We start from the raw sequence: 17,016 nt of genomic DNA, 5'->3' as shown, positions 1-17,016 counted from the left end.
TTTCTGCCGTTATCGTTGTGATAAGCGGCAGAATCCGTTCACCCCTGCACATTGTGCGCTGAGTGAACACAGGGCTTTAGGCGACAGCAAACATCACGTACAGACCCAGACCAACAGCGATCATCGGGATTGCATCCACCAGACCCATTACAACAAAGAACTGCGTACGCAGCAGAGGAATCAGGTCAGGCTGACGAGCAGCGCCTTCCAGGAATTTTCCTCCGAGGATGCCGATACCGATCGCAGCACCGATTGCCGCCAGGCCCATCATCACAGCGGCAGCCATGTACAGCAGATCCATATTCAGGTTTTCCATGACAGTCTCCAGTTTGTTTCAGTTAAATGCTCCCTTCATCTTCCGGGCTTCAGCGGAGTACGCTGCAACCCGGAATCAAGAGGGAAAGTAGTGTTGAGAAAAAAATCAATGCTCTTCAGATGCCATCGACAGATAGACAATCGTGAGGACCATGAAAATGAAAGCCTGTAGCGAAATGATCAGGATGTGGAAAATGGCCCACGGCACATTCAGCACCCACTGCGACCACCACGGCAACAGACCGGCAATAAGGATAAAGATCAGTTCACCCGCATACATGTTACCGAACAGTCGTAAACCCAGTGACACAGGCTTAGACAGAAGGCTTACACCTTCCAGAATCAGGTTGATCGGGATGAAGATCGGGTGGTTAAAAGGCTGCAGCGTCAGCTCTTTCGTGAAGCCGCCAATGCCTTTCATTTTGATGCTGTAGAACAGAATCAAAATAAATACGCCCAACGCCATAGATAGCGTGATGTTCACGTCTGCAGACGGTACGACGCGCAGCGCCGGTAACCCCAATACGTGCTCACCAATATATGGCAGCAGGTCGATTGGCAGCAGATCCATGAAGTTCATCAGGAAGACCCAGACAAAAATTGTCAGAGCCAGCGGGGCGATAAGTTTGCTCTTACCGTGATACATGTCGCGCACGTTACTATCAACGAAACCGACAACCAGTTCGATAGCCGCCTGCATTTTCCCTGGTACACCGCTGGTAGCAGACTTCGCCACGCTACGGAACAACACCAGGAAGATGATTCCCAGCACCATAGAGAAAAACATGGAATCGATATTTAATACCCAGAACGTCGCGGGAGCGTCGTGCGGATTCACTAACTCGAAGGTACGCAGGTCCAACTGAAGATGAGTCAGGTGGTGACCAATGTACTCTTGCGGAGTAGAGATTTCTCCTGCAGCCATGATGCCTCTTACCCTTTGTTGTTAATTACCGCCGGTGCCAGCATTTGAACCACCAGCACCGATAACCAGGTTATTCCGACCGGCCAGAAGACCGCCCCGAACAGACCCAACGCCACAATGAGCAAAATGATGGTCGCAAACACTTTAGCAATTTCACCTAAAGCGAAGCTCCACGCGACTCGCCCCGAAGCGGGGGGTTGCCCCTGCAGGCGCCAGGCTAAAAACAAAAACAATACGTTTGGCAGCCAGGCTGCCGCTCCGCCAGCAAGAGCAGAGACACCCCAGGTGACATCTTTAACAGCAAAGAGTCCGCCGATGATGACTATCGTCACCAGCTGAATCATCAGCACCGTTCGGGCGAATTTTACACTGTAAAGAGACACTGACATGACGCTGATACTCTCCTGCCCCGTTAGGGGTATGTCGCGTGTCGTATAAGACTGCCTTTGCGCAGTTGAGTCAAGCAGCAAAAGCCGTGCAAATTATACGGGCCGCACCTGCGATTTCAATCGGTAAGTAGCGAAAAGGTGAACAATTATTTAAATTTCTTTCCGGAGGGCTATTTTTCCAAAGATTACCCTGCAGAGATTCACCCGAATCTGACTGAAAATTCACTCGCATCTTGCTTTTAAAGCGTGCTTTAGATCACATAATAAGCACTCACACGACATTGAGTTTTATCTGCGGTCTATTTAAGAACAATCTGCAAAACAGATTAATCCTTTAAAATCAGAACATTGAAATTACAAAAATGTGTCCGCAAGACTATTTTCACAGAAAACACGCTATTGACATCGAACTGTGCATGAGAATCGTGAAATTGATATTACGTACGCAAAGTTATTACCACGATATATTTTCCGGCGTGACTACTTTTATTCCACGACCCGCCTATACAAGTGATATTTCTGATAACTGAATGTGAATTAAACGTTAAATGTAACAGAGCTTTTCGGATAATTTCCGTCTCCGTTTTTAACCTTCGCTCAGCCAGGGCTTAATCAAAATCTTTTATTGATAGCGCATCATCTGCACTTTTTTCATCCATACCCTGATAAAAACCCTGGCAGATAAGCGTTAAATTTCTGGAAACTCAGGCCTGCTGGTGACGAATAATGACCAGATGACGGTCACCTTCCAGCTGAGGCACCTGCAGCTTTATCACTGCATCGGAGAGATAGCCAGCGGGTAACTCAGCCATTTCATCGTCCGGACGGACACCTTTGAGCGCATAAAAGCGCCCTTCCCTTCCAGGCAGATGGTGACACCAGTTCACCATGTCGGTCAGCGAGGCGAATGCACGGCTGATGACGCCATCAAAAGGTGGCTCAGCCGGAAACGCCTCAACCCGGCTCTGTACCGGAGTAATGTTAGTGAGTCCTAACTCATGCTGAACCTGACGCAGGAAGCGCACCCGCTTGCCCAGACTGTCGAGCAGCGTAAAATGCGCATCGGGCATCACGATAGCCAGCGGAATGCCAGGCAGACCGGGACCGGTGCCGACATCAATGAAACGCGAACCTTTCAGATGCGGCGCCACCACAATGCTGTCGAGGATATGGCGAACCAGCATCTGCTGCGGATCGCGCACGGATGTCAGATTGTAGGCTTTGTTCCACTTATCCAGCAGGCCGACATAGGCAACCAGCTGCTGTTTTTGTTGATCGGAGAGGGAAATACCGGCTGCCTTTAGCAGCGACGTGAGTGTGTTAATCACAGCATAAGTCCATTCAGCGGGGGCGAGTCGCCTCGCCCCGTTTCAGATCAGGCGCTTTTGCGCAGCAGACCCTGTTTTTTCAGATAGATCAGCAGTATTGAGATGGCCGCCGGAGTAATGCCGGAAATACGCGTTGCCTGACCAATCGACACGGGTTTGTGATCGTTCAGCTTGGCGATCACCTCGTTCGAGAGGCCATTCACCTGACGGTAGTCGAGTTCCACCGGCAGCAGCGTATTCTCATTACGCAGCTGCCGATCGATCTCTTCCTGCTGACGCGCGATATAGCCTTCATATTTGACCTGAATCTCAACCTGCTCAGCGGCCTGTTCATCAGCCAGTGCCGGACCAAAGGCATCCAGCGTCATCAGCTTCAGATAGGTCAGCTCAGGACGGCGCAGCAAATCTTCACCGCTCGCTTCTTTAGTCAGCGGCGCGCTGAGTACCGTGTTCACTTCGGTCACATGCTCTGACTTCGGATGAACCCAGATATCGCGCAGGCGCTGACGCTCCTGTTCAATCGCTTCCAGCTTCTGATTGAAACGCGCCCAGCGCGCATCATCCACCAGGCCCAGTTCACGGCCGGTTTCGGTCAGGCGCAGGTCAGCATTGTCTTCGCGCAGCATCAGGCGGTATTCCGCACGGGAGGTAAACATCCGGTACGGCTCTTTGGTGCCAAGTGTGCAGAGGTCATCCACCAGTACGCCGAGATAAGCCTGATCGCGGCGTGGTGCCCAGCCCTCTTTGTCGGCAGACTGACGGGCCGCATTCAGACCGGCCAGCATTCCCTGCGCAGCCGCTTCTTCGTAGCCGGTTGTGCCGTTGATCTGTCCGGCAAAGAACAGGCCGTGAATGAATTTACTTTCCAGCGTCGGTTTGAGATCGCGCGGATCGAAGAAGTCATACTCGATGGCATAGCCCGGACGCACGATCTTCGCATTCTCCATGCCCTGCATCGACCGGACGATCTGAATCTGCACATCAAAAGGCAGACTGGTCGAGATACCGTTCGGGTAGATCTCATTGCTGGTCAGCCCTTCCGGCTCCAGGAAGATCTGATGCGAGTTGCGATCGGCAAAACGCATCACTTTGTCTTCGATCGACGGGCAGTAGCGTGGGCCGATCCCTTCAATGATCCCGGCGTACATCGGGCTGCGATCCAGGTTATTGCGGATCACCTCATGGGTTTTCTCGTTGGTATGCGTGATCCAGCACGGCACCTGCTGCGGGTGCTGAGAGGCATTGCCCATAAACGAGAAGACCGGCATCGGGTTATCACCGTGCTGCGGGCTGAGCACTGAAAAGTCGATGGTGCGCGCATCGATACGCGGTGGCGTACCGGTCTTGAGGCGGTTTACCCGCAGCGGCAGCGCACGCAATCGTTTTGCCAGTGGAATAGACGGGGGATCGCCAGCGCGACCGCCGCTGTAGTTGTCCAGACCGATATGAATTTTGCCGTCAAGGAATGTTCCGACGGTAAGAACGACGGTTTTCGCGCGGAACTTCAGTCCCATCTGAGTGACGGCACCCACGACACGATCGTTTTCCACGATAAGATCGTCGACCGCCTGCTGGAAGATCATCAGATTGGGCTGATTCTCCAGTGCCGTACGCACCGCCTGGCGATAGAGCACGCGATCGGCCTGAGCACGGGTCGCCCGTACTGCCGGGCCTTTACTGGCGTTTAGTATCCTGAACTGAATACCCGCCTGGTCAATCGCACTGGCCATCAGACCACCCAGGGCATCCACTTCCTTCACCAAATGTCCTTTGCCAATACCACCAATCGCCGGGTTACAGGACATTTGTCCAAGCGTATCAATGTTATGGGTGAGTAACAGGGTTTGCTGACCCATTCGGGCTGCCGCCATTGCGGCTTCGGTGCCCGCATGACCACCACCAATTACGATGACGTCAAAAGGATCCTGATAAAACATGAAGTGGTACCTCGGTTGATGAACTTGCAGGATCGTCGTCCTGGGGCGTGGATTCTACTCAAATTCCGTCTGGGGTGAAAGCCGCGGGATCGTCCGGTTTTAAAAGAAAGGATCTTAGATCTGTATATGATCTTTCTGTTAGATCTCTTATTAGGATCCCTGCTTTCTGTGGATATGTGCCAGAAGCATTGCAGAAACAACAGGATGAAGAGGATCACTACCTGTGAGTGATCGGTGATCCTGATCCGTATAAGCTGGGATCAAAACGCCATGTTATCCACAGCTCAAAAATCATTCTACCGTTGTTCTTTGGATAACTACCGGTTATACGCAGTAAAGTAGGGTAGTTATCCACAAAATAAACGAGCGGAAAAGGATAAAATCAGCATCTTCCACTGGGGATCGTGACTATTTCGCGATCCCCAGCCCCATTCAGATCGCCTTTTTCCAGCTTTCCAGCCAGGCTTCCGCCGGATCTTCAGGGATCTCATGCTCCAGCACGTCAATCTCCAGGCGATCGCCGATCTGACGGGCACCCTGAGCAATTAACAGCGCTTCTATCTGGCGGATCGCGCCACAAAAGAGATCATATTCATGATTGCCGAGTCCAATCGCACCAAACCGGACCTGAGAGAGATCGGGCTGGCTTTCCGTGATGGCTTCGAACAGTGGCAGCAGATTGTCGGGAATATCCCCTGCACCGTGGGTTGAGCAGACCACCAGCCAGATACCCTCCTGCGGCACCTCATCCAGCTCCGGGCCATGCAGCATCTGCGTTGAGAAGCCCGCTTCCTGTAATTTTTCTTCCAGATGTTCAGCCACATACTCTGCGCTACCCAAGGTACTGCCACTGATTAAGGTAATATCGGCCATCTTGCTCTCCCGGAGATTAAGGCGAGCATTGTACGCTGTGATCAAGCAGTGATCCACCTGTGGACAACAGGGTTAATAGATCAGAAGAAGCGAACGCAGCCGTTGTCAGCCGCTACATTCGTCAGGGATAAGATTATGCACAAGGCGGGATGGATCAGGGCTTGATAGTACGCATGATCGGGTTTTGCAGCGAGATCAGGGTTTCTGTCGACTGAATTTCATCGATGGTCTGGATCTTGTTGATCAGCACCTGTTGCAGAGCGTCGATTGACCGGCACATCACTTTAATAAAGATGCTGTAGTGGCCGGTGGTGTACCAGGCCTCAACCACTTCATCCAGCGCCTCCAGTTTGCTCAGCGCCGCCGGATAGTCTCGTGCGCTCTTGAGGATGATGCCGATAAAACAGCAGACATCAAACCCCAGTTGACGCGGATCGATATCAACCCGGGTGCCCAGGATAATGCCCGCCTGCTTCATCTTTTCCACCCGCACATGAATGGTGCCGGGGCTGACATTAAACTGTTTTGCCAGCTCGGCGTAAGCGGTGCGCGCATTATCCAGCAGGGCATTCAGAATGCCGCGATCCAGGTTATCGAGCTGCAGATGTTCGGCCATGGCCATCCTCGTTATTGGTCTGCTTTAAGTAAACAAGGGTGAATGTGCAGCAAAATAGCGGTTCAGGCAACTACCGGCAGCGACGGGCGCCGCTGCCGGTTCACTTAGCGTTTGCGCCAGACGGTGACCTGCGCCAGCGTGTGCTGGAATTTGCGGGCCGTTTCGCGGATTACAAAGGGTTTATCCTGCGGTTCACCGACCAGTTCGAAGTCGGCTGCCAGCAGACGCTGCAGTGCTTGCAGCGTCGTCAGCGCCTCACCATTTTCACGCACGCCGCCCAGCCAGTTCTCCTTCGGCGTGAAATCCTCCAGCCAGGTATAAGGCGATGAGAGCAGCAGGATGCCGCCCTGACGCAGCATCGGCGTGACATCCCGCAGGAAACGAGCAGGCTGGCGCAGGCGGTCGATCAGGTTGGAGGCGAGCACCAGATCGTAACGACCCGGCTGCGGCTTCAGGTTACAGGCGTCGCCCTGAACAAACTGAATCCGCTGTGCCAGTTCACTCTCCAGCGCAAAATCTTTCAGGCGAACCTGCCGATACTCCACCAGATCGCCTTCCTGAGGCAGCAGATAGCGGAAGTCTTCGCCGCTGGCCAGCTGCAGCGCCACGTCGATGAAGCGTGCCGAGTAGTCCATTCCGGTAACGCGCTCAAAGTGGCGAGCCAGTTCGAAACTGGCGCGTCCGGTGGCACAGCCGATATCCAGGGCATCACCACGGGCTGAGGTGTAATTCAGCGCCAGCTTCACCAGGCTCTCGGCATAGTTATCCACGCCGAAATAGCGCGGGCCATACTGGAAGTCGAGGTACTGCGACACCATCGCGTCGGATTCATACGGGTTCAGCGCCATGGTTTCCTGATGGCTGGACACCACGTATCGGAAACCGGCGTGCTGGAAGAAGTGGCGGCGGAACGCATAGCGTGCCGATTTCAGCGCCTCATTGCCGGTCGAGATCCAGCTGCCGCCTTTGATCAGGGAATGTTTGCCATCGAAGGTTGGGGTAGAGAAATCATCGTAAAGCGGGTGGACTTTGAAGCCTTCAAAGCCATTGGTCGGCGTGGTCGTCCATTGCCAGACGTTACCGACGATATCGAAGAACGCGCCCTGAGCGAAGAGATCCACCGGCGATGAGGACGCCCAGTACGCCAGGTTAATGTTGCCCGGTGCCCGCTCCCAGTCCGGCTGATCGCCCGCGACCTGTTCGCGCAGCTGAGCCCACTCCGCTTCACAGGGGAGCTGAACGCTCATACCGGTCTGTTCCGCTTTCCAGCGGCAGAAAGCCGCCGCTTCCAGCTGATTGACCTCGGCAGGCCAGTCCCACGGCATCGCCACTTCTTCACACATCAGACGCAGTTTAAGCTGATCGGGCATCGCAGGCGTGCCGACCCAGAAAGTGGGCATCTCTGCTTTGGCAAACTGACACCAGCCCCAGCCTTCATCATCCCACCAGCGGGCATCCTGATAACCGCCCGCATCAACGAACGCCATGAATTCCGCATTGCTGACCAGCATTTTGCTCGCCTGGAACGGCTGCAGCGTAACCTGCTGGCGGCCATATTCATTATCCCAGCCGTAGGTATCGTCGGTTTTACCCAGCGTGACGGTGCCGCCTGGCATCGGCAGCAGGGCATTGGCCGGAACAGCTTCGCGCTGATGGCGCGCCATTGGACAGACCGGCCATGCGGCCTGCGGTCTGACCCACTCAATCGGTAACTGGCGGATCAGCACGCTGGAGGTTTCCAGATGAATACGCTCATGCTCAATGCCCATCAGGATCACCCAGGCCGGGCTCTCCCAGCTGATCGGCAGCGTGAGCGGTAGGGTCTGGATCAGATCGCTGACCAGCGCTTTAACGCGTCCGCGGTATTCACGGACTTCATCAATGGTAGGCCAGTCATAGTGACTGTCGTTGAGATCGTCCCAGCTCATCTCGTCCACACCAATCGCCATCATCGCTTCGATACGATCGTCCAGACGCGCATCAATGAGGCGTCCGGCCATCAGCTTATTAATGTAGAAGGTGGCGGTGTGACCAAAATAGAAGATTAATGGATGGCGCAGCGGAATGGCTTTGGTAAACCAGGCCTGTGAATCGGCCAGACAGGTGAACAGACTTTCATACTGTTCCCAGGTCTGATGAAAATAGGCCAGCAATTCGGCACGTTTTTGTTCTATGTTCTGGCCGGAGAGCATTAACGTCCGCGTCGGTGCAGGCAGATCGCGATGGGGTTGAGCAAGCGTCACAGGAAGCTCCAGATTGCTGAGTAAGTGAAACGGTAATTCACTATAGCAAATAAGCATTTCTGCAAGATGACTTAACGGCGCCAGTGGCGCAGCAGGCGGCTTTTCATGCCGGTGTCGAAGCGCCAGATATGGTCGAAGATGCGCAGAATACCTGGTTTCCCGTGGGCCGACATTGCCACGGCGTGAAAACGTTGCTGATTATGTCGCTGGCGCTTTTTGATCGCCCCGATGACCTCTTCCGGCAGACGCTGGGCAATAAAATCGGAAACGATCACCGCATCGGCTTCCTCCCACAGTGCGCCTTCCATTCGGGTGACAACCGAAGAGAGACAGGCGGCCAGATCGGTGCCGCCACGGAAACGCTGGCTCAGAAAGCGAATCGCCTGCTCCAGTCCGTCCTCACCGGTCAGCTCATAGCCAATCACCTCATGCGCAAACAGCATGATGTAGCAGCGACGGCGATCGGCCAGCGCGACCTTCAGCAGTGCCAGACAAAAGGCTTTAGCGCAACGCTCATTAAAGCCACCCATCGAACCGGAGGTATCCACGCAGACGATAAACGGCCCGCGCGGCTGCTCTTCATGCTGCTGGTGGCTGGCCGGACGCATCGTCACCTTTTCATGCCAGGCATCGCCCTGCAGCTTATAGGTCAGCAGCCGTTTCTCGACCAGCCGCCGGTAAAATTCCAGCTCCAGTTCGCTGATGCTCAGCGCGGCTAACTCCGGCGGTAACAGTCGCAGCACGTCATCGCTCTGATGAATGCCGCTGACCTCTTCCGGCACGGATGCAGGCTCCTGCACCAGATGATGAAAAGCTTCCATCGGGGCATCCTGTGACGGCACCGATTTTGCCTCGCGGCTGCGACCCAGCTGCTGGGCCAGCTTCAGCAGTTCCGGTTGCTGCGCCAGAAAGTCGCCATATTGCAGCATCAGCTGATAATCGCCGGGCTGCAGTGACGCTTTGCTCATGTCCCACAGCCGGCCAGCGGCGGCTTCATCATCGTCACTGAGAATCGGAGCCAGCTGACCGCTCAGTGCCATGCGCTGCTGCAGTTCCGCCAGCAGGCGTTCGCGCTGCTGCTCCAGCAAATCCTGATTCAGCGTCAGAGTCTGTAAGGTCAGGCTCAGCCGCCAGCGCTGTAAAAAAAGCTGGTGCTGCGCGCTGCTGAGATGCCCGATATCGGTGTGTTGCAGCAGCCGGTTAGCTTCATCAAGAAAAGGAGACGGCAGGCTTTGAAGCGCCTCAAGTGTGGCAGTCAGCTGCTGGCTGAATTCACGATCGCTGAGGAGCTGGATGCGCTGGAACAGCTGAAACTCTTCGGCCAGCGTGGCCGGAACCGGCGTGTCTTTGAGTTCAGCACTAATCTCCGCTCGCCAGCGTGGCACATCGCGCAGCAGCGCTTTTTTCAGTCCGGGGAATTTTTCAAAAAACAGCGCCAGCTGTGGGGACGCCAGCAGGGCAATAATCAGCTCTTCAATCAGTTCGGTCTCACCCACTGAGAGCAGCGTGCTCAGCGTCTCGACTGAGATCATTTACGCGCCTGTTTCAGCTGTTCTGCCACATCCTGCAGGCTGGTTTCGACCCGCGCCAGCCAGTCATCACTGATAAACAGGCAGCGCTGATGCTGGCTGAACAGATGACGCTGCGACCGCAGCTCACTTTCCAGCGCATCCAGTGCTTCGGTGATTTCACCGGGCAACGGCTCGCTGTTGCTGACGCCTGGCAGCATCAGACGTGACGATTGCAGGCTCACATCACGGATAGCCAGGCAGTGCTGCGCATCCACCTGTAAATCCAGGCTTTGTGCAAAGCCAATCCCATTGAGCTTGCCGCGAACCTCACCGCCTTTCTGCAGCCACTGATTCAGGGCATCACGCGCAATCACAATATGGCTTACCTGCATGTCATGCAGCATCAGCGGCTTTTGCAGCATCAGCGTCAGTTGCTCATCGGTAAAGCTTTCCGGCAGATCGTAATGGGGCTTGCGGCTGAACATGCCGCTGTGTCTTTCCAGAGTGATCGCCTGCGCGATGCTCTGCTGCTGTTGCAGAGCCAGACGACGCGCTTTGATCTGCTGCAGTTTCAGCAGCATTGGCTGCTGCTGCCAGGCGTGCTGCGTCATCAGCTGATCGATTTCTCGTTCCAGCAGCTGCATGGAGGCGACGTCGTGCCAGAGGCAATCTTTCAGCAGGATCAGGTCTATCGGGGCAATGGTATTGCGACCGCTGTAGAAGGCGCTGGCCTGCAGCAGATGGATGGCTTTTTTCCAGCGACGATCGGAAATGTAAGGTGCGGCAGGCTGGCTCTCCAGTTGCTGACGCAGCTGATAAATCAGCTCAAAGACGGCATCGGGCAGGCTGACCTGGCTGATGCCGAGCTGCCACTGCGCATACTCTTCATCACTGATGCGCAGGGATTCCGCGACCGGATTGGTGTGCTCATCCTGCTGGTGGGTCAGCATGCTGCGAAAGTTCTGCTTCTCATGCACGTTATCCAGCCACAGGCGGATCAGCATTCGATCATAGAGCGCCTCAAGGCCACTATCCGCTTCCGGCAGTTCGTTGGAGGCGGTGACCAGCAGCCGCATCGGGATGGTCTCTTCGCTGTCACCATTGCGGAAGCGGCGTTCATTGATAGCGGTCAGCAGGGTATTCAGAATCGCCGGGCCGGCTTTCCAGATCTCATCCAGAAAAACAATCTCGGCGTCGGGCAGATACCCTTTAGTGAGACGCTGGTAGCGTCCTTCGTCTTTCAGTGCCTGAATGGAGAGCGGGCCAAACACTTCTTCCGGCGTGGAGAAACGGGTCATCAGATATTCAAAGGCGCGGGCGTGCTGAAAGGCATATTTAAGGCGGCGGGCAATCAGGCTCTTGGCGATGCCCGGCGGTCCCAGCAGAAACACGCTTTCACCGCTCAGCGCGGCCAGCAGGCAAAGGCGAATGGCATGGTGCCGTTCATATAATCCTTTTTCTAACGCATTGCTAAGGCGAGAAATTCTTTCTGCCAAAAGATGGGGTTGAGCCATAATCACATCAATGTCCTTACGATCGTCGGGCCGCCGCGCTTAAGCAAGCGCCTTACTCTATAGATCATCATGCGTGAAAGCGTTGATAGCTGTCAGCTTTTTTGTTTCAGAAGGTTTGCCTGTTTTAAAGTGGTGCCGGATGACAATTTATCGTCTGAAATGACCCCGTTACCCTGACCGCGAGGCGAAGCGGGTATAGGAATTTTCGTTAAACCGTGCATACTGTGCGCTTTTTGATGGCCTGAGCGAGGGGTTTTTGTACCTCTTAGACTCCAACAAAAGATAACTCTATGAGCTCGGATAATAAGCAGTCACTTCGCGGATTAACGCTGGCCGCTATTGGTGTTGTTTACGGGGATATCGGCACCAGTCCGCTGTATACCTTGCGTGAATGTCTCTCCGGACAGTTTGGTTTCGGCGTTGAGCGGGAAGCGGTATTTGGCTTTCTGTCGCTGATTTTCTGGCTGCTGGTGCTGGTGGTCTCACTGAAGTACATCAGTTATGTGATGCGCGCCGACAACGCCGGGGAAGGCGGGATTCTGACCCTGATGTCGCTGGCAGGTCGCCATACCGGTGCACGCGCCACGGCGGTGCTGGTGATCATGGGCCTGATTGGTGGCAGCTTCTTCTATGGAGAGGTGGTAATCACGCCAGCCATTTCGGTGATGTCCGCCATCGAAGGCCTTGAGATTGCCGCGCCGTCGCTGGATCCCTTTATTGTGCCGATGTCGATTGCGGTGCTGACGCTGCTGTTTGCCATTCAGAAGCATGGCACCGGTATGGTGGGCAAACTCTTCGCGCCGGTAATGCTGGTCTGGTTTCTGGTGCTGGCGATCCTGGGTGTCATGGGCATCATGCGGAACCCGGACGTACTGCATGCGCTGAATCCTGCCTATGCGGTGGAATTCTTCCTGCACTATAAGTCCGTTTCGTTCTTCGCCCTCGGTGCAGTTGTGCTGGCAATTACCGGGGTCGAGGCGCTTTATGCCGATATGGGGCACTTCGGTAAAGTGCCGATTCGGCTGGCCTGGTTCTCGGTGGTGCTGCCGTCGCTGGTGCTGAACTACTTTGGTCAGGGCGCGCTGTTACTCAGCGATCCTAAAGCAATTAAAAACCCCTTCTTCCTGCTGGCTCCGGACTGGGCGCTGATCCCGATGCTGATTCTGGCAACACTGGCCACCGTTATCGCTTCACAGGCGGTGATCTCCGGTGTCTTCTCGCTGACGCGTCAGGCGGTGCGACTGGGTTATCTGCCAGGGATGCGTATCATCCACACTTCTGAGCGCGAATCGGGCCAGATTTATATTCCGGTAATCAACTGGGTGCTCTACTTCGCCGTGCTGATTGTGATTATCAGCTTTGAGCATTCAAGTAATCTGGCTGCGGCCTACGGTATTGCGGTGACCGGCACCATGGTGCTGACGGCAATGCTCTCCTGCACGGTGGCGGTTAAAAACTGGCACTGGAATAAGCTGGCGGTCGCCGTCATCCTGGTGCTGATGCTCTGCATCGACGTGCCGCTGTTTACCGCCAACCTGGTGAAAATTTTCTCAGGTGGCTGGCTGCCGCTCTGTCTCGGCCTGGTGATGTTTATCATTATGACGACGTGGAAAAGCGAACGTTTCCGTCTGCTGCGCCGTATGCACGAACATGGTAACTCCTTGGAGGCGATGATCGCGTCGCTGGAGAAATCGCCACCGGTTCGCGTACCGGGCACAGCGGTCTATATGTCGCGTGCTCTGAATGTGATTCCGTTTGCCATGCTGCACAACCTCAAGCACAACAAAGTGTTGCATGAGCGGGTCGTGCTGCTGACGTTGCGCACTGAAGATGCGCCATACGTGCACAACGTGCGTCGTGTCACCATTGAGCAGCTGTCGCCGACCTTCTGGCGGGTGGTGGCAAGCTATGGCTGGCGTGAGACGCCAAACGTTGAGGAGATTTTCCACCGTTGCGGGCTGGAAGGACTTAACTGCCGCATGATGGAGACCTCGTTCTTTATGTCGCATGAGTCGCTGATCATCGGCAAACGGCCGTGGTATCTGCGCCTGCGCGGCAAACTCTTCCTGGCGCTGCAGCGCAATGCGCTCCGTGCGCCAGACCAGTTTGAGATCCCGCCAAACCGCGTGATTGAGCTGGGCACCCAGGTCGAGATTTGATTGGCAGCGCCCGCCTTACGGGGCGGGCGCTGACCAGCGTAGCGTGACGCACAAGCCGCCGCCGGGTCGCTGGCTGAACGTAACCTGCATCCCATGCAACTGGGCAATATTACGCACTATCGATAATCCCAGCCCGCTCCCGCTCTTCTCCTGACCTGGCGGTCGCCAGAAACGCTCACCGAGCCGTTGCAGGTCGGCAGCACTCAGACCCTCACCGTTATCCTCTACCGACAGGCTGTTTGCCTGCAACCGCACATCGACTTCGCTGCCCGCAGGCGTATAGCGAATGGCGTTATCCAGCAGATTCCGCACCAGCAGTGACAGTAACAGTGGATGACCCTGAATCTGCGGATCGGCCTCCGCGTGCAGCCGCAGGGTGACGCCGGTTTTATCGGCCAGCGGCAATTGTGCGGCGATCGTCTCCTGCACCGTGCGTTTCAGCGCCACCGGTTCGAAGGCGCTGCGTGCATCATCGGCTTCAACCCGCGAAAGCGTCAGCAGCTGATCCACCAGCCGCGTAGCGCGTGCAATGCCGGCATCCAGCTGTTGCAGCGCATGAGTTCGCATCACTTCGTCATCCGCCGTCAGCTGGATCACTTCGCTTTGCACCTGCAGAGCGGCCAGCGGACTGCGCAGCTCATGTGCGGCATCGGAGGTAAAGCGACGTTCACGCTGCATCATGGCGCTGATGCGGCTGAACAGGCCATTGAGCGCCATCATCAGCGGCTGTACCTCTTTCGGCACGCGGTCTGCCTGCAGCGGCGTATCGTCATCAGGCGCGCGCTGCGCCAGCTGCTGCGCCAGCGTCTTCAGCGGTCGCAGTTCAGACCAGACCAGTCCGATGAGTAACAGCAGCATAAACGGCAGCGCGATCAGCCAGGGCAGCATACTGGCTTTCATCAGATCCTGTGTTATGTCGTCGCGGTATTCCGACTCCTGACCGACGACTACCCGGAACTTCTGATCCGGCGTGGTCAGCCAGACAAACCGCCAGCGATCGTCATCATTGGTGAGCTGTCCTTCATGAAATCCCTGATAGTCCGCCTCAAACGGCAGATAGCGGCCATTATCGCCATCATTCATCACCTGCCTGCCGTCACGTGTGAAGACAGCAAAGGCCAGGGCATCGTCATCCTGATCGCCACGATGGTGCCGCAGCATCGCTTTGGTTCGGGGCAATGTGGTGTTGTCCAGCGAAGAGAAATCCAGCGTCAGCAGGCGCTTGGCCAGCAGCATCTGCTGGGTATCAAACAGCTCATCAAGGGTTTCACGGGTCTGATGCCAGGCACTCAGGCTGGCACTGGCCCAGCAGAGGCCGAGCAGCAGCACGAAACCGAGGCCCAGCCGCAGAAACAGGCTCATTGATCGCATTCAGCGGCTCCCAGGGTATAACCGACGCCGTGTAGCGTGCGGATAAACGCGCTGCCCAGCTTTTTACGCAGATGATGGATATGCACTTCTACCGCGTTGCTGGAGACGTCGGCATCCCAGCTGTAGAGCTTCTCTTCCAGCTGGCTGCGCGTCAGCACCCGGCCCGGGTTGCGCATAAAGAGTTCCAGCAGCGCCAGTTCACGGCTTTTCAGCTCAATCGTCTCGCCCTCGCGCATCACACTGTGACTGCCGGGGATCAGTACCACGTTACCGTGACGGAGTTCGGGCTGCAGCTGACCGTGACGGCGGCGGATTAGCGCCTGTAAGCGCGCGGCCACTTCGGTTAAGGCAAAGGGCTTGCACAGATAGTCATCGGCTCCCATCTGCAGGCCTTCAACCCGCTGATCGAGCGCATCGCGGGCAGTCAGTATCAGGACCGGCACATCATTTCCCTGCTGCCGCCACTGCCGCAGGATATCGAGTCCATCCCGCTCAGGCAGAGAAAGGTCCAGGATCACCGCATCCCAGGGCGCGGCCTCCAGCGCGTTACAGCCCGTCTCACCAGACGTAAACCAGTCAACGCTGAAGCCCAGTTTACTCAGCCCCGCTTTGATACCGTCGCCAATCAAGCGATCGTCTTCAATCAGTAAAATACGCATCACGTCTCCCTGTTCCGATAGCGTTTTATACGAAGCAACTTCCTCACTGTACAGCTGATTTCGGCGAAAATGGCTTATTTTTCACGCTTAAGAAGCTGTTAAGAACTCTGTGGTCAACTGGGCGTATTCAAACCGAAAACACCACTGAGAAAGGGGTACACCATGAAAAAGCACGCTGCAATTCTGGCCGTCGTTATGCTGGCTTCCGCCCCGGTTTTCGCTGCACAGCAGGGCGGATTTGTTGATCCCAGTGCGCCAGCCGCACAGACGCCGTCAGCATCCGGTCAGGGCGGCTTCAGTGCCGATCACACCAGTGTGGTGACCGTGAAGCAGGCTGAAGAGATGAAAGATGACAGCTGGATCACCGTACGCGGCAAACTGGAAAAACAGATCGGCAAGGAAGATTATCTGTTCCGCGACCAGACGGGCACCATGAAAGTTGAAATCGACCACAAGCACTGGAACGGCCAGACCATCACGCCCAAAGATAACGTTGAGCTGACGGGTGAACTGGATAAAGATTTCAACAGCATTGAGATGGATGTTAAGCAGGTTAAGAAACTGCCTTAATTCCCTCCTGCCGGGCCGCATTCACGGCCCTTTTTGCGTCCCCTTCCCCGCCTTAATGCAAATTTCCTCCCGCGTGAGCGAAACGTTTCGATAGCGATCACAGATTTCTTCTTTGCCGGTTGAGTTGATGGCGGCTTTTCATACACTCCAGACAGCGAAACGTTTCGCTGTGGAGTAAAAAAATGAAAAAAGGTCGCCTGTTAAACGCTGAACTCTCACATGTGATTGCCCGCCTGGGACACACGGATACGCTGACGATTGCCGATGCTGGCTTGCCGATTCCGGCTGGACCGCAGCGCATCGACTTAGCGCTCACGCCGGGTACGCCCGATTTTATGCAGGTGGTTAATGCTGTCGCACTGGAGATGCAGGTAGAGAGCGCCCTGATCGCGGAGGAGATTAAGCAGCATAATCCGCACCTTCATAGCGCGCTTGTCGCCGTGCTCGAAGCCTTGCAACAGCATCAGGGGAATCGCATCACCATCAGCTACACCAGTCATGAACAATTCAAACAACAAACGCAGCGTAGTCAGGCGGTCATTCGGAGCGGAGAGTGCTCTCCGTTTGCGAATGTCATCCTCAGCGCCGGTGTGACCTTCTGAGGCC

Annotated in this window: 15 protein-coding genes; 3 read left to right on the top strand and 12 right to left on the bottom strand. The window is 55.4% G+C overall.

The features are described from left to right. Nucleotides 1–76: 76 nt before the first annotated feature. From atpE to ravA, 10 genes are all read right to left on the bottom strand, one after another. Nucleotides 77–316 (bottom strand): F0F1 ATP synthase subunit C, encoded by a 240-nt coding sequence (atpE, locus tag FA92_RS17805; RefSeq protein ID WP_003849523.1) that lies wholly within the window; start codon nt 314–316, stop codon nt 77–79. A 105-nt stretch (nt 317–421) separates the two neighbouring features. Continuing rightward, nucleotides 422–1,240 (bottom strand): F0F1 ATP synthase subunit A, encoded by an 819-nt coding sequence (atpB, locus tag FA92_RS17800; protein WP_003849506.1) that lies wholly within the window; start codon nt 1,238–1,240, stop codon nt 422–424. A gap of 8 nt (nt 1,241–1,248) precedes the next feature. Continuing rightward, nucleotides 1,249–1,629, bottom strand: coding sequence for a F0F1 ATP synthase subunit I (gene atpI / locus FA92_RS17795; protein WP_013359561.1), 381 nt, complete (start codon nt 1,627–1,629; stop codon nt 1,249–1,251). 704 nt (nt 1,630–2,333) lie between these two features. Further along, on the bottom strand, nt 2,334–2,957 hold the full coding sequence (rsmG, locus tag FA92_RS17790; protein WP_033784343.1) for a 16S rRNA (guanine(527)-N(7))-methyltransferase RsmG: 624 nt from the start codon (nt 2,955–2,957) through the stop codon (nt 2,334–2,336). A 47-nt stretch (nt 2,958–3,004) separates the two neighbouring features. Then, nucleotides 3,005–4,894, bottom strand: coding sequence for a tRNA uridine-5-carboxymethylaminomethyl(34) synthesis enzyme MnmG (gene mnmG / locus FA92_RS17785; protein WP_013359559.1), 1,890 nt, complete (start codon nt 4,892–4,894; stop codon nt 3,005–3,007). A 432-nt stretch (nt 4,895–5,326) separates the two neighbouring features. Then, complete coding sequence (gene mioC, locus FA92_RS17780; protein ID WP_033784342.1) at nt 5,327–5,767, bottom strand: FMN-binding protein MioC; 441 nt, start codon at nt 5,765–5,767, stop codon at nt 5,327–5,329. A gap of 154 nt (nt 5,768–5,921) precedes the next feature. After that, on the bottom strand, nt 5,922–6,383 hold the full coding sequence (gene asnC / locus FA92_RS17775) for a transcriptional regulator AsnC (protein WP_013359557.1): 462 nt from the start codon (nt 6,381–6,383) through the stop codon (nt 5,922–5,924). 104 nt (nt 6,384–6,487) lie between these two features. Then, nucleotides 6,488–8,626, bottom strand: coding sequence for a 5-histidylcysteine sulfoxide synthase (gene ovoA, locus FA92_RS17770; protein WP_033784341.1), 2,139 nt, complete (start codon nt 8,624–8,626; stop codon nt 6,488–6,490). A 71-nt stretch (nt 8,627–8,697) separates the two neighbouring features. Beyond that, nucleotides 8,698–10,158 carry an ATPase RavA stimulator ViaA gene (gene viaA, locus FA92_RS17765; RefSeq protein WP_033784340.1) on the bottom strand — a complete coding sequence of 487 codons (1,461 nt, stop codon included), beginning with the start codon at nt 10,156–10,158 and terminating at the stop codon, nt 8,698–8,700. Beyond that, the gene (ravA, locus tag FA92_RS17760) at nt 10,155–11,651 is read right to left on the bottom strand and encodes an ATPase RavA (RefSeq protein ID WP_013359554.1); all 1,497 of its coding nucleotides are present in this window, start codon (nt 11,649–11,651) and stop codon (nt 10,155–10,157) included. Before ravA ends, viaA begins: the two co-directional genes overlap by 4 nt. 290 nt (nt 11,652–11,941) lie before the next feature. Here ravA and kup point away from each other — a divergent pair, with 290 nt between their 5' ends. After that, on the top strand, nt 11,942–13,810 hold the full coding sequence (gene kup, locus FA92_RS17755) for a low affinity potassium transporter Kup (protein ID WP_013359553.1): 1,869 nt from the start codon (nt 11,942–11,944) through the stop codon (nt 13,808–13,810). Nucleotides 13,811–13,825: 15 nt separating this feature from the next. Here kup and qseC read toward each other — a convergent pair whose 3' ends face one another. Together qseC and qseB are read right to left on the bottom strand one after the other, a co-directional pair. After that, a complete protein-coding gene (gene qseC / locus FA92_RS17750) occupies nt 13,826–15,181 on the bottom strand; it encodes a quorum sensing histidine kinase QseC (protein WP_081917169.1) in 1,356 nt (451 codons plus the stop codon). Next, nucleotides 15,169–15,840, bottom strand: a complete 672-nt coding sequence (gene qseB / locus FA92_RS17745; RefSeq protein ID WP_033784338.1) for a quorum sensing response regulator transcription factor QseB — start codon at nt 15,838–15,840, stop codon at nt 15,169–15,171. Before qseB ends, qseC begins: the two co-directional genes overlap by 13 nt. A gap of 162 nt (nt 15,841–16,002) precedes the next feature. Between qseB and FA92_RS17740 the strand changes: the two genes are divergently transcribed. Both FA92_RS17740 and rbsD read left to right on the top strand, forming a co-directional pair. Continuing rightward, nucleotides 16,003–16,410, top strand: a complete 408-nt coding sequence (locus FA92_RS17740; protein WP_033784337.1) for a NirD/YgiW/YdeI family stress tolerance protein — start codon at nt 16,003–16,005, stop codon at nt 16,408–16,410. 182 nt (nt 16,411–16,592) lie between these two features. Beyond that, nucleotides 16,593–17,012, top strand: a complete 420-nt coding sequence (gene rbsD / locus FA92_RS17735; protein WP_033784336.1) for a D-ribose pyranase — start codon at nt 16,593–16,595, stop codon at nt 17,010–17,012. The last annotated feature ends 4 nt before the right edge of the window (nt 17,013–17,016 follow it).

Source organism: Pantoea sp. 9140, from assembly GCF_000745295.1.
GTDB lineage: Bacteria > Pseudomonadota > Gammaproteobacteria > Enterobacterales > Enterobacteriaceae > Pantoea > Pantoea vagans.
This window is presented reverse-complemented; position numbering and strand designations above follow the sequence as displayed.